This window comes from Terrabacter ginsenosidimutans (genome assembly GCF_039539425.1).
GTDB lineage: Bacteria > Actinomycetota > Actinomycetes > Actinomycetales > Dermatophilaceae > Terrabacter > Terrabacter ginsenosidimutans.
The window spans coordinates 14,148-27,819 of sequence record NZ_BAABDC010000009.1 but is presented as its reverse complement, the minus strand read 5'-3'; the positions used below and the strand labels follow the sequence as shown (position 1 = coordinate 27,819).

Sequence of the window (13,672 nt, the reverse complement as noted above, 5' to 3'; positions counted from 1 at the left end):
CCCGGCGCCCCGGTCAGGGAGTGCGGATCCCGTTGACCATCGCGTCGATGATGCTCTCGACGGCCACCTCGTCGGCGGCCGCCTCGAAGCCCAGCGTGACGCGGTGCCGGAGCACCCGGTGGGTCAGTGCCTTGACGTCGTCGGGCACCACGTGGTTGCGCCCGTCGATGAGGGCCCTGGCCCGTGCGGCGCTCGTGAACGCGATGCTCGCGCGCGGGCTCGCACCGAAGTCGACGTAGCCGGCGAGCCGCGGCTCGATGTAGTCGCGCGGGTGACGCGTGACGTAGCCGATGCCGACGATGTAGTTGACGATGGCCGGGTCGACGTAGACGCGGCCCACCAGGGACTGCAGGCGCTTGACGTCCGCGACCGACACCACCGGCTCGGACGCGGTGACGAAGACGCCGGAGTCGATGCGCCGCAGCACCTCGGCCTCCTCCGCGGGGGACGGGTAGTCGAGCACGTCCTTGAGCATGAAGCGGTCCATCTGCGCCTCGGGCAGCGGGTAGGTGCCCTCCTGCTCGATCGGGTTCTGCGTCGCCAGGACGAGGAACGGGTCGGGCAGGGCGTAGCTCTTGTCGCCGATCGAGGTCTGGCGCTCCTGCATCGCCTCGAGCATCGCGGACTGGGTCTTGGCGCTGCTGCGGTTGATCTCGTCGAGCAGCACGAAGTTGGCGTGCACGGGTCCGAGCTGGGTCTCGAAGGTGCCCGAGTGCTGGTTGTAGACCTGCGTGCCGACGATGTCGCTCGGCAGCAGGTCAGGCGTGCACTGGATGCGGTGGAACCTGCCGCCGACCGCCTGCGCGATCGTCTGGGCGGCGGTCGTCTTCGCGAGACCGGGGACGCTCTCGAGGAGCACGTGCCCGCCCGTCAGCAGGGCGATCAGGAGCGTCTCCTGCAGGCGCGCCTGGCCGACGACCTTGGAGGCGAACGCCGTCGAGACGGCCTCGATGCTCTCGCCGGCCCAGTGCAGCTCGTCGGGGGTCAGGTATCGCGTGGGAGCAGGCGTCGTGCGACCGGGGACCGTGTCGATGCCCGCGACGGCCACGTCGTCGTCCGGCGCATCGGGGGACCCCGCGAGCCGGCTCGGCTCCTCCGGGACGGCGGCGTCGTCCTCGACGGCGCCGGGGAGCAGGACCGTGAAGGTCCGTCCGTCAGCGCTGTCGCCACCGTCACGGTCGCCACCGTCACGGTCGCCACCGTCACGGTCGGCACCGTCACGTTCGGAACCGTCGCGTTGGGCACCGTCACGGTCGGGGCTCGCCACAGGCGCTCCGGCCTGCTCGTCGGCGACCGACTCCTCGGCATTGACGTTGCCCACCATCGATTCCCCTTCTCGACGCGTACCGGCGGAGGGAGTCGCGCCGGCAGGGACACATCGTAAGCACGGGTTGCTGTGCCGCGCGGGAGGTCCCCCACACCCGGCGGACGCACCCCGGGGATCGAACGGCTGCCTCAGGCGTCGATGCGCTCCCGGTCGACCTCGGCCGCGGACTCGATGATGAAGTCCTTGCGCGGCGCCACCTCGTTGCCCATGAGCAGCTCGAAGACCCGCTCGGCAGTCTCGAGGTCACGCATCGTCACCTTGCGCAGCGTGCGGTGGCGTGGGTCCATCGTCGTGTCGGCGAGCTGGTCCGCGTCCATCTCTCCGAGGCCCTTGTAGCGCTGCATGGGCTGCTTGATCTTCTTGCCCGACCGCTCCAGGCGGGCCAGGGTGCGACGCATCTCGGACTCGTTGAAGGTGTAGATCAGCTCGTTCTTCTTGGCCCCGGCGTTGATCACCTCGAGCCGGTGCAGGGGCGGCATCGCCGCGTAGACCCGACCCGCGTCGACGAGCGGGCGCATGTAGCGGAAGAAGAGCGTCAGCAGCAGGGTGCGGATGTGGGCGCCGTCGACGTCGGCATCGGTCATGATGATGACCTTGCCGTAGCGCGCAGCGGAGAGGTCGAAGCTGCGACCCGACCCGGCTCCGATGACCTGGATGATCGAGGCGCACTCGGCGTTCTTGAGCATGTCGGAGACCGACGCCTTCTGGACGTTGAGGATCTTGCCGCGGATGGGCAGCAGCGCCTGGAACTCGGAGCTGCGCGCCTCCTTGGCGGTACCCATGGCCGAGTCGCCCTCGACGATGAACAGCTCTGAGCGCTCGACGTCGGTGGTGCGGCAGTCGCGCAGCTTGGACGGCAGCGTGGAGCTCTCCAGGGCGTTCTTGCGGCGCTGGGTCTCCTTGTGCAGCCGCGCGCTGATCCGCGACTTCATCTCGGAGACGACCTTCTCGAGCAGGAGAGCCGCCTGCGCCTTGTCACCGCGCTTGCTCGACGTCAGCCGTTCGGTCAGCTCCTGCTCGACGACCTTGGCCACGATGGCGCGCACGGCGTTGGTGCCGAGCACCTCCTTGGTCTGGCCCTCGAACTGGGGCTCGGCCAGGCGCACCGTGACGACGGCGGTCATGCCCGCGAGGATGTCGTCCTTCTCGGGCTTGTCGTTGCCGGCCTTGAGCCGTCGGGCGTTGACCTCGATCTGCTTGCGGAAGACCTTCACGATGGACTGCTCGAAGCCCGCGACGTGCGTGCCGCCCTTGGGCGTCGTGATGATGTTGACGAAGGACTGGACCTTCGTGTCGTAGCCCTGGCCCCAGCGCAGCGCCACCTCGACGCCGCACTCGCGCTCGAGCTCGGTCGCGGTCATGTGGCCGTTGACGTCGAGGACCGGCACCGTCTCGGTGAAGGTGCCGGAGCCCTCGAGCCGCCACACGTCGGTGATCGGGGTGTCGGGCGCGAGGAACTCGACGAAGTCGGTGATGCCGCCCTCGTGCTGGAAGACCTCCTCGATCGGGCCATCCTCCCCCGGCGTGCCCTTGAGCCGGCGCTCGTCGCGGATGACGAGGCGCAGGCCCGGGACGAGGAAGGAGGTCTGCCGGGCGCGGCCGAGGATGGCGTCGTAGTCGAGCTCGGCGTCCTTGAGGAAGATCTGGCGGTCGGGCCAGAACCGCACGCGGGAGCCGGTGACCCCACGCTTGGCCTTGCCGACGACAGGTAGCGCGCTCTTCTTCTCGTAGGGCGTGAACTCGGCCTCCGGGGAGTGCACCGGGGTCCGGTCGGTGAAGATGCCGGGCTCGCCGCGGCGGAAGCTCATGCCGTACGTCTTGCCGGCGCGGTCCACCTCGACGTCGAGGCGCACGGAGAGGGCGTTGACGACGGACGCGCCCACGCCGTGGAGGCCACCCGTCGCGGCATACGACGTCCCGCCGAACTTGCCGCCCGCGTGGAGCTTGGTGAAGACCACCTCGACGCCGGAGAGTCCCGTGCGCGGCTCGATGTCGACGGGGATGCCGCGACCGTTGTCGCGGACCTCGATGGAGCCGTCGCCGCTGAGGATCACCTCGATGCCCGTGCACACGCCGGCCAGCGCCTCGTCGACCGAGTTGTCGATGATCTCCCAGAGGCAGTGCATGAGGCCGCGCTGGTCGGTCGAGCCGATGTACATGCCAGGGCGCTTGCGCACGGCCTCGAGGCCCTCGAGGACCTGGAGGTGGCGCGCGGTGTAGTCGCCGTTGCCGGAGGGAGCAGGACGGGAGGCGGAGGCCACGGTGGTCGTTCTCTTTCGGTCGGGAATCGGCCAGCGGTCGGGCTGTGGAGGGCTGGCAGTGGAAGCCTAGCCACCTCCCCCGACGGCCCCCGGGAGGCTCGCGGCTCTCGTGGACGTCGCCCTCGGACCGGGTATGACATCCGTACAGGGGGACCGCGACGAATCACCGACACGTAACGATGTTGTGCGACCGGCGTCTCACCGACCGAGCCTCATCGTCGGGAAGGATTCGACGTGATTCACTGTTGGAACGTCCGCGAGACACGAGAGGTCCACCGAATGGACCATCTCGGGTGTCGTAGGCACATGGCAGGGTTACCCCTCCGGGGGACCCCCGAGGGAGGAAAGAGGCGAACACGATGACGACAGCACTGGCACCCGAACTGACCGCTGCTGACCGCTGCGACCGATGTGGGGCTCAGGCCTACATCCGCGCCCGCCTCGTTTCCGGCGGAGAGCTGCTCTTCTGCGCGCACCACGGTCGGGAGCACCTCCCGGCGCTGAAGGACAAGGCTCTCGACATCCGCGACGAGACGGAACGACTCACCGAGATCCCGGGCTCCGCTCCCGTGGACGAGCGCTGAGTCCGACAGGCGATCTCCGACCCGGCCCGCTTGACTCCCTCCTGATCCGAACGCCGTCGGCGGCTGCCTCGTGATCACTGCGACGAACGTCCTCGTTCTGCTCGCGATGATCGTGGGGACCGTCGGCATCGTCGTCCCGGTCCTTCCGGGGCTCATCGTGGTGTGGGGGGCGACGCTCGTTTGGGCGTTCGAACGTCAGGACGGGCCGGGTTGGCTCGTCCTCGGCATCACGACGCTGTTGTATGCCGCGGGCATCGTCGCGCAGTACCTGCTGCCCGGCCGCCGGATGAAGACCGCCGGCGTGGAGTCGGGGATCGTCGCCGTGGCCCTCGTCGTCGCCGTGGTGGGCTTCTTCGTGGTGCCGGTGGTGGGTGGTCCCCTGGGTTTCGTCCTGGCGATCTACGTCCTCGAGCGGATCAAGCGCCGAGAGCACGCCGGGGCGTGGCACGCCACCGTCCAGGCCATCCGGGCCGTGGGCCTCAACATCGGCATCGAGCTGGCGACCGCGTTCGCAATCATCGCGACGTGGGGCCTGGCCGTCTACGTCACGCGCCCCTGACGCGGGCACCCAAGCGGAAGGACCCCGACGCCGTGCGTCGGGGTCCTTCGACGATGAGGTTCGGGACGGCCCCAGGACGTCACCACTGGTCGCGGCGGCGCTTCTCCCAGCGTTCCTCGAGGCGCTCCATGAAGGTGGCCTGCTTGGGGGCGCTCGCCTTGACCTTGCCCTGGCGGGGCTTGGGTGTGCCGTCGCTGCCGACGGCCGCAAGCTTGGTCTTGGAGGGCGTGATGGCGTAGACGATGCCGGCGACCATGATCGCGAAGCCTCCGGCACCGAGCCAGATGTTGCTGCTCATCGCGGAGAACACGACCAGCGCGAGCCCTGCGACCCCGGCGACGACGCCCACGACGACGCGCCCACGGCCGAGACCGCGCGACTTCGTCTTCTCGATGCGCGACGCGAATCGAGGGTCTTCGGCGTAGAGGGCTTCCTCCATCTGCTGGAGGAGTGCTTCCTCGTGTTCCGAGAGTGCCACCAGGCACCTCCCATGGTGCGAAATCGACTGTGCCCGAATCGTATGTCGGAAACGGCCGACACGGACTTCTTTCCCTCAGGATAAGTCGCGCCGCTCGCGTTGGGAACCCGAGGGTCGGTCAGGCATGAGTGATGCTGGACGCACCGACCCGGCGCCGAAGCGCGCGCTCGCCCGGTCGACGGCCCGGTCGGCCTCACGCCACCCGTGCTCGGGCTCGTCGAGGGTGGCTTGGATGGGTGCCACGGCCGACGGGACGAGCCCCTCGAGGCGCACGCCGACGAGCCGGATCCGGGCCCGCTGGAGGCCGAGCCGGTCGTAGAGCTCACGGGCGGTCGCGAAGATGTCGCGCGAGACGTCGGTGTGGTGGCGCAGGGTCTTGGCCCGGGTGATCGTCGTGAAGTCGGAGAACCGGACCTTGATCGACACGGTGCGCCCCATCATCCCTGCGGACCGGGCCCGGGCGGCGGTCCGGTCGGCGAGGCGCAGCAGCTCACGGTGGATGCGGACCGGGTCGTCGATGTCGTGGGCGAAGGTCTCGTCGGCGCCGATCGACTTCTCGCGTCTCTCGGGGACGACCGAGCGTGGGTCGCGTCCCCACGCGAGGTCGTGCAGGCTGCGGCCGGCGACGTCACCGAGGGCCCGCTGGAGGGTCTCGAGGGGCGTGTGGGCGAGGTCGGCGACCGTGCGCAGACCGAGACGGTGCAGGTGTTCCTCGGTCTTGTCACCGACGCCCCAGATCGCACCGACCGGCAGCTGGTGCAGGAACGCGACGACCTCCTCGCGGGGCACGACGATGAGCCCGTCGGGCTTGGCGAGGGTGGAGGCGAGCTTGGCGACGAACTTCGTCGATGCCACCCCGACCGAGCAGGTGATGCCCTGCTCGTCGGCGATGGTGTCGCGCAGCTGCTCGGCGATCTGCGTCGGACGTCCCAGTCGGCGTACGGCCCCCGCCACGTCGAGGAACGCCTCGTCCAGCGAGAGGGGCTCGACGCTGTCGGTGATCGTGGCGAAGGTCGCCATGACGGCCTCGGAGATGGCGGCGTAGCGGCGGTGGTCGGGCTCGATGATGACTGCCTGGGGGCACAGTCGCTGGGCCCGCGCCATCGGCATGGCCGAGGTGACGCCGAAGGCGCGCGCCTCGTAGGTCGCCGAGAGCACGACGGAGCGACCGCTCGCCCCGCCGATGATGACCGGTCGCCCCCGCAGCTCGGGGCGCGAGATGAGCGATGCGGACGCGTAGAAGGCGTCCATGTCGACGTGCAGGACCGTGCAGCCGGTGTCGTCGGGTGGCTCGGCGCTCCCCCGGGTCGGCGCGGTGAACTGGCGGCGGCTCATCGCCGGACGTCCCGACCGGTCGACGAGCTCACCGCGACGCTGTCGGTCGCGACGTGGTCGGTCGCGACGTGGTCAGCCGCGACGGGCGACGACGTGGAGGGCATTGCCGAGGGTGCGGAGGAACTCGCGCCCGGGGCCGGAGACGAGCAGCTCGTCGAGCTCCGCCAGGGCGACACGGTCGGCCTCGGAGTCGACGAGCGAGGCGGGCACGAGGTGACCGAGGATGTTGGTGCCCCGGACCCGGACGTCGGTGAAACCGGCATCGGCGAGGAGGGTCTCGAGCTGCTCGACGTCGAAGCGGCGTGGGAGCGGGTCGGTGTTCCCCCAGCGGCCGGACGGGTCGACGAGCGCCGCCCGCGCCTGGCCGAACTCGCCGGCGATGGCCTTGGCGAAGACGACGGACAGCCGGCCGGAGACCAGCAGCGAGAGGACGCCACCCTCCTCCAGGGCCTCCGCGACGGCGCGGAGCGTGGCTGCGGGGTCGTCGACGAACTCGAGCGTGCCGTGACAGCAGGCGAGGTCGACGCGACGCCCGGCGAGGACGGCGCCCAGCGTGTCCCCGTCGCCCTGGACGGCGGTGATGCGGTCGACGATGCCTGCCTCGCTGGCCCGGCGGCCGAGCGAGGCGAGCGCGTCGGGGCTGGGGTCCACGACGGTGACGTGGTGCCCCGCCTCGGCGAGCGGGACGGCGACGCCGCCGGTGCCACCACCGAGGTCGAGCACCTCGAGCGGGCGGCCGAGGCGGGCACCGCACTCGTCGGCGATGCGGCCCACGGCTGAGACGACCGCCGACGGCCGGACCCCTCCATGTCGCTGGGGGCGCTGCTCGTCGGGCACGGGATCCTCCGTCTGGGAACGTCGTACGCGTGGTGCCGCGTGGGGTTCGTGTGCGTCCTCACCCTAGTGCCCCGAGCTTCCCGGGCTCGCGTGCCACAGCTTGCGTGGCGGGCCACCGACGGTCTCGGTGGGCACGAGCCCGCTCGTGCCACGTGGTCCCCTGATGTCGTCACCGGCCGGCTTGATGTCGGCGTACGGCGACTGCTTGAACCCCGAGGCGTGGACGAGCACGCGTCGTCCGTCGGGCCCATCACCGACTCCGGCCGGTGCTCCGTCGGGTCCGGCGAGCGCGCCGGCACGCTCCCATGCCGCCTTGTCCGCGGCGTCGAGCGCGTCACGGACGGCGGTGATGCCGCCGGAGGTCCACGCGTCCTGCAGGGCGGAGAGCTCCCACGCACCGGTGGCCCGGATGGACACGCCGCGCGGGCCGGTCCGCCGCACGACCCCGCGGCAGAGCAGCAGCCATGAGTGGAAGACGGTGGCGGCATACGGGCCCTGGACGTCCTCGAAGAAGGTGAGGTCGGACGGTCCGGTGGCGTCGTCGAGGGTGAGGAAGACGACGCGACGGCCGGTGCGGATCGGCGGGGTCTGGGTGGCGACCTTGACCCCGGCCACGAGGACCTCTCGCCCGCTGCGTCCGGACAGGAGGTCCCGCGCCCGGGTGACACCGAGCGCGTCGAGCAGCGGGGCGTAGAAGTCGACGACGTGCCCGCTCGCGTCGAGGCCGAGCACCTCGAGCTCGGCCCGGACCTGCTCGGGACCGGTCATCTCGGGCAGCCCGCTCGTCGCGGAGAGGCGTGGCGTGTCGCCGAGGTCGAGCGTCAGCTGGGTCGCGAGGTGCTGGGGCGCTCCGGCGGAGGCCTGGGACTGCGCGGCAGCGAGGGCCCTGATGTCGCCGGTGGCCGAGACCGACGTGACCCGCCCCCGTGTCGCGCCCCGGCTCGCAGCCGAGACCCGTGAGGAGCCCCGGCGCGACGAACGCTGCGAGGACGACCACCGGTCGAGCTCGGCGACGTGGAGCAGCAGGTCGCGCCGCGTGACCCGGCCACGACGGCCGAGGCCGGCCCGGGAGCGGCCCACGACCCCGGCCCCGCTCTCGTCGAGACGGGACGGACCGCCGAGGTCGATGTCGTGCAGGGAGTCGAATCCCCCTGCGAGCACGAGCTTCTCGGCGATCGGGCGTGAGACGTGGGCGCGCTGCCAGAAGTCGGAGAGGCTGGAGTAGGGCTGTCCGGCGACGATCTGGGCGACCTCGGCCTCGCTGATGCCGTGGACGTCCGCGAGCGAGAGCCGGATGGCCTCGCCGCCGCCGTCGGTGCGTTCGAAGCGGTAGGCGCCGGTCGAGACGTTGACGTCTAGCCCGAGGATCGCGATCCCGAAGGTGCGGGCGTCGTCGAGGATGAGGCGCTTGGGGTACATCCCGGGGTCGTGGGTGAGCACCCCGGCGAGGAAGGCCGCCGGGTGGTGCGTCTTGAGCCACGCCGACTGGTAGGTCGGCAGCGCGAAGGCCGCGGCGTGCGCCTTGCAGAAGCCGAACGACGCGAACGCCTTGAGGACCTCCCAGATCTTGTCGGCGACCTCGGGCGCGTAGCCGCGGTCCCGGGCCGCAGGTCGCCACCACGCCTCGATCCGCTTCTGCCCCTCGGGCGTGCCGAGCGTGCGGCGCACCTCGTCGGCCTGGGCGAGGGTCACCCCGGTGGTCTCGGCGACGATCATGAGCACCTGCTCGTGGAAGACGACGACGCCCTCGGTCTCCTGGAGCGCCGGGACGAGCGACGGGTGGAGGTAGGACGGGTCCTTCCAGCCCTGCCTCGCGTTGAGGAACGGGATGATCATGTCGCTCTTGACCGGGCCGGGTCGGAAGAGCGAGATGTCGATGATGAGGTCCTCGAAGGTGCGTGGCCCGAACTTGCCGATGAGCTCGCGCTGCCCGGGGCTCTCGATCTGGAAGCAGCCGAGGGTCTTGGTCGAGCGGACGAGCTCGAAGGTCGGCTCGTCGTCGAAGGGCACCTGGCTCTCGTCGTCGAGGTCGATGTGGTCGCCGTCGACCCGCTCGACCTCGTCGATCGCGTGGGCCATCGCCGACTGCATGCGGATGCCGAGGACGTCGAGCTTGAGCAGTCCCATCTCCTCGACGTCGTCCTTGTCGAACTGGCTCATCGGGAAACCGAGCCAGCTCGCCTCGACCGGCGTGCGGTCGAGCAGGACGGAGTCGGACAGCACGACACCGCACGGGTGCAGGGCGATGTGCCGCGGCAGCCCGTCGAGCCGCTCGACGATGTCGAACATCAGCTGCAGACGCGGCACGTCGAGGCCGCTCGCCCGCAGCTCGGGCAGCTCGGCGAGGGCGTTGCGCACGTTGCGGGCCGCGATGTGAGGGAACGCCTTGGCCATCGCGTCGACCTCGGGCGGAGGCAGGCCGAGCGCGGCCCCGGCGTCGCGGATCGCGTGGCGCACCCGGTAGGTGTCCATCATCGAGACGCAGGTGACCCGCTCGCCGCCGAAGTGGTCGAGGATGCGCTCGTAGATCTCGGTGCGGCGGGCGGACTCGACGTCGATGTCGATGTCGGGCAGCTCGGCGCGCAGCGGTGAGCAGAAGCGCTCCATGAGCAGGCCGTGACGCATGGGGTCGACGCCCGAGATGCCGAGGAGGTAGTTGACGAGCGACCCGGCCCCGGACCCGCGGGCGGCGACCCGCACCCCCATCTCGCGGATGAGGTCGCAGACCTGGGCGACGGTGAGGAAGTAGGTCGCGTAGCCGAGGGTCTCGATGACGCCGAGCTCGTCCTCGAGCCGGTCGCTGACGGCGACGAGCTCGCGCTCGGTACGGCCGGGGTAGCGGGCCGGGATCGACTCTCGACACCGGCGCGCGAGGACACGGTGCGGGTTGGTGCCGGGCCGGATGCCGAGGACGCCCGGCTCGGGTAGGTGCACCGAGCCGATGCCGAGGTCGGCGCGGGGGTCCTGGACGCACTCGGCGGCGAGCGCCGTGGTGCGGGCGAGCAGCTCGCGGGCCTGCTCGCGGGCGAGCGTCCCGCCGCCGACGAGACCCGGCCCGGAGACCTGCACGACGTCGAGGGCGAGCGCATGCATGAGGGGTGTCGGGGAGAGGTGCCCTGCCGTCGTGACGCGGTCGAGGTGGCGGGCGTCGAGGGCGACGAGCCGGCGGGCGGCGTCGAGGACGTCGACGATGGCGGCGTCCTGGGGGTCGGTGTGGCGCACCGCTGCGGTGATGACGCTCGGCACGCCGACCTCGCGGGCCAGCGCGAGCATGCGGGCCGCCTGGCCGAGGCTGCCGGGCTGGTGCTCGGGTCCGCCGTGGCACACGACCTCGACGACGACGGCGCCCCGCGGGAGCAGCGCGACCCAGCGCTCGAGGGCTGCCCGGGCACGGTCCCGGCGCTTGGCGAGCACCGCGCGACCGACGTCGGAGTCGGGTCCGAGGAGCACGACGAGCCGGGATGGCCTGTCGTCCGTCACCGATGGCGTATGCCGTCCGCCGCGGCCGCCGGGCCGCCCGTCCGCTGTCGTGGCGACGGTGGACCCGGTGGACCCGGTGGACCCGGTGGACCCGGTGGACGCAGTGGGCAGCGCGCGCACGTGCTCGGCGACGAGGCCGAGGGTCGTGACGGGGTTGCCCCGCTCGCCGCGCAGGTGGGTGGCGGTGACGAGGCGGCAGAGCGCCGCCCATCCCTCACCCGGGGCGAGGCCGCTGTTGCTGCCGCGAGCCAGCACGGTGATGCGGGGCAGCCGCGGGTCGACGAGAGCGCCGCCACGCACCGGGGTGCGCACGGGGCGGTGGCGCTCGGGCTGCTCGGGCCCGATGGCGAGGTCGACGCCGAGGATCGGGGCGACGTCGTGCTCCATGCACGCGCGCACGAACTTGACCGCCCCGTAGAGCCCGTCTCGGTCGGTCAGGGCGAGTGCCGGCTGTCCGAACGCGGCTGCGCGCTCGACGAGCTGGTGCGGCTTGGCCGTGCCGTAGCGCATGGAGTAGCCCGAGGCGACGTGCAGGTGCACGAAGCTCTCGCCCGTGGTGCCGGTCGGGGTGCTGGTGGCCAGAGTGCCGGTCATGGTCCTGGTGCTCATGCTGGTCTCACGTCCCGGTCGCCCGGCTCCTCGAGACGGGCGTGATCGACTGCGGCAGTGGCGCCGTCAGGGGGATCCCGAGCAGGTCCTGGACGATCTCGAGGAACATCTCGGCCTGGCGCAGCAGGTCGTCGGACTCGCGCGCACTGATGTGGCCACCGCGGTCGATGACCGACCGGTGGGCCGAGCAGGCCGCGAAGAAGTCGGCCCACTCCCCCAGCTCGGGTGCGACGCCGGGCAGCACCTGCCAGACGCTGCGGGGTCGCGCGCGGGGGGTCGGGGCGGTGCGGGCCGCGACGAGGGCGGCAGCGGCACGCAGGGCACCGAGGTGGGCGTCGCGGTAGCGCTCCGAGGCCTCGGTGGTGCGACAGGCGGACTCGAGCGTCGTGCGGGCCCGCTCGAGCAGGTCGAGCACGGCGACCGAGATGGGCGGGCGGCGCAGGTGGGCGGCGGTCACGGGGGTCTCCTCTTCTCCGGACAGGGGTTTCAGTCGGCGACCCGGACGAGCGACCAGCGGTCCCCGTGCAGGAGCTCGTCGTGGGCGAGGTCGTAGACCCCGGGGGCGAACGACCATCCCGGGCTCGCCTCGACGCGCCAGACGTGCTGCTCTCTCGATGCAGCGACGAGCGTCTCCCCGGGGCGCACCTGGGCCTCGTCGGCATCGAGCGCGTCGCGCCACCACGCCCGTCGCTCGCGCCAGTGCGCGAGGACGGCTCGCACGACGTAGAGGCGGCCGCGCCAGATGAACGCCTCGGGCGGCACCCCGGAAGCCTCGGCTGCCGGGGCCTGCCGGGCCATCCCGGACTGCTCCTGCTCCCGCACTCTCACCTGCACGGAGTCACTGAACCTGCGCACCACGACACGTCTCCCTCGGACACGTCGAGGCCGGACATCACGACCCAGACCACCCGCGCCCCACACGAGCGGTCCGACAACCAACCGACGACTGAACTGACATCTTCATTCGAACACCTGTTCGATACGACAACCCTAACCCCCGCCGCCGACACCGTGTCAAGAACGGTCCACGACGCGTGCCCCCCGGCAGACGGTCCCACGGCAGGTCCCCCGGCACATGGCGCCAAAACGGACAAAACTGAGTACCCGTGCTCACGTCGTCCCACCCGCCCGCGGGCAGAGTGGGGCCCGCGGGTCCGGTCCGCGAACGGAGAGGTGCAGGGGTCCTGTCCGCTCACGGATCGGGCCCGTTCGGCTGCCCGCCGCCACCTGCAGCGCGCCCCGTTGCGCGCTCCCTGGGAATGCGGGAGCGTCAGGGACGTTGGACCTGTGCTCGGCCGTCCGGCCCGGCAGCAGATGCACCGGCGCCCCCGCGACCGGCGCACGACCGAAGGAGTGTCGTGGGCGCCGAGCTCATCCCCATGGCCTTCACCACCGGGTGGGGCAGCGGAATCAACGCGTATGCGGTCGTGCTCGTCCTCGGGCTGGCCGACAAGATCTTCAACCTCAGCCAGATCCCGAACGCCCTGGCCCGCACCGACGTGCTCATCGGCGCCGGGATCCTCTTCGCGGTCGAGATGCTCGCCGACAAGATCCCCTACGTCGACTCCGTGTGGGACTCCGTGCACACGGTCGTCAGACCTGCGGTGGGGGCCACGATCGGCTACCTCATCGGCCATGACACAGCCTCCCTCGACGCCGCCGTCGGCGCGGCGACGGGCGGTGTCACGGCCCTCATCTCGCACGGCATCAAGGCCGGCCTGCGCGCCGCCGTCAACACCTCTCCCGAGCCGGCGAGCAACGTCCTCGTCAGCACCACCGAGGACGTCACTGTCACCGGCGTCACCGCCCTCGCGATCGCCCATCCGTGGCTGGCTGCGGCCATCGCCTTCCTCTTCCTCGCGCTCGGTGCCTTCCTCGTCTACAAGCTCGCCGGCCGGATCCGCCGCTACAAGCGGCGCTACGACGCATGGGGCGAACGCGTGGGCATCGCGGTGCCGGCCGGGCGCCGGGGGCCGGACACACGGTCGGGGCCGCCGCCCGCGGCGCCACCGGCTCCTCCGGCGAGCCGGGCCGCCGAACGGCTCGAGCAGCCCTTCGACCAGGAGACCTGACCCACGCCCCGAGGCCGCGCCGGGAGGGTCACTCACAGGTCTGCGCGGGTCTCACAGGACGTCCCCACGCTGACGAGTGGGTCGGCACAGGGCCGCCGCCGACGGTGGACACAGCTGGCACGAGGCCAGC

11 protein-coding genes are annotated in these 13,672 nt (G+C 71.5%); 3 read left to right on the top strand and 8 right to left on the bottom strand.

Going from position 1 to position 13,672, the window contains the following annotated elements:
• Positions 1-13 precede the first annotated feature (13 nt).
• Together ABD831_RS19335 and ABD831_RS19330 are read right to left on the bottom strand one after the other, a co-directional pair.
• Positions 14-988 carry an AAA family ATPase gene (locus ABD831_RS19335; RefSeq protein WP_344950849.1) on the bottom strand — a complete coding sequence of 325 codons (975 nt, stop codon included), beginning with the start codon at positions 986-988 and terminating at the stop codon, positions 14-16.
• A gap of 467 nt (positions 989-1,455) precedes the next feature.
• The gene (locus tag ABD831_RS19330; protein WP_344950630.1) at positions 1,456-3,588 is read right to left on the bottom strand and encodes a DNA gyrase/topoisomerase IV subunit B; all 2,133 of its coding nucleotides are present in this window, start codon (positions 3,586-3,588) and stop codon (positions 1,456-1,458) included.
• 359 nt (positions 3,589-3,947) lie between these two features.
• On the opposite strand from ABD831_RS19330, the gene ABD831_RS19325 reads away from it, so the two are divergent.
• Together ABD831_RS19325 and ABD831_RS19320 are read left to right on the top strand one after the other, a co-directional pair.
• A complete protein-coding gene (locus tag ABD831_RS19325) occupies positions 3,948-4,172 on the top strand; it encodes a DUF7455 domain-containing protein (RefSeq protein WP_026863175.1) in 225 nt (74 codons plus the stop codon).
• Positions 4,173-4,242: 70 nt separating this feature from the next.
• Positions 4,243-4,731: a DUF456 domain-containing protein gene (locus tag ABD831_RS19320; RefSeq protein ID WP_344950619.1), complete on the top strand. Its 489-nt coding sequence runs from the start codon at positions 4,243-4,245 to the stop codon at positions 4,729-4,731.
• Positions 4,732-4,810: 79 nt separating this feature from the next.
• On the opposite strand, the gene ABD831_RS19315 is transcribed toward ABD831_RS19320, so the two are convergent.
• The 6 genes from ABD831_RS19315 to ABD831_RS19290 form a co-directional block, all read right to left on the bottom strand.
• Entirely contained in the window at positions 4,811-5,209 is a 399-nt protein-coding gene (locus ABD831_RS19315) for a DUF3040 domain-containing protein (RefSeq protein ID WP_142177744.1), read from the bottom strand.
• Positions 5,210-5,284: 75 nt separating this feature from the next.
• Entirely contained in the window at positions 5,285-6,544 is a 1,260-nt protein-coding gene (dinB, locus tag ABD831_RS19310; RefSeq protein ID WP_142177743.1) for a DNA polymerase IV, read from the bottom strand.
• A 72-nt stretch (positions 6,545-6,616) separates the two neighbouring features.
• On the bottom strand, positions 6,617-7,381 hold the full coding sequence (locus ABD831_RS19305) for a class I SAM-dependent methyltransferase (RefSeq protein WP_344950614.1): 765 nt from the start codon (positions 7,379-7,381) through the stop codon (positions 6,617-6,619).
• Positions 7,382-7,444: 63 nt separating this feature from the next.
• Entirely contained in the window at positions 7,445-11,470 is a 4,026-nt protein-coding gene (locus ABD831_RS19300) for a DNA polymerase III subunit alpha (protein ID WP_344950611.1), read from the bottom strand.
• 7 nt (positions 11,471-11,477) lie between these two features.
• Positions 11,478-11,927, bottom strand: a complete 450-nt coding sequence (locus tag ABD831_RS19295) for an SAV_6107 family HEPN domain-containing protein (RefSeq protein ID WP_344950607.1) — start codon at positions 11,925-11,927, stop codon at positions 11,478-11,480.
• Positions 11,928-11,956: 29 nt separating this feature from the next.
• Positions 11,957-12,304 (bottom strand): DUF6504 family protein, encoded by a 348-nt coding sequence (locus ABD831_RS19290; RefSeq protein WP_425582857.1) that lies wholly within the window; start codon positions 12,302-12,304, stop codon positions 11,957-11,959.
• 524 nt (positions 12,305-12,828) lie between these two features.
• Here ABD831_RS19290 and ABD831_RS19285 point away from each other — a divergent pair.
• Entirely contained in the window at positions 12,829-13,542 is a 714-nt protein-coding gene (locus ABD831_RS19285) for a DUF4126 domain-containing protein (RefSeq protein WP_344950604.1), read from the top strand.
• Positions 13,543-13,672 lie beyond the last annotated feature (130 nt).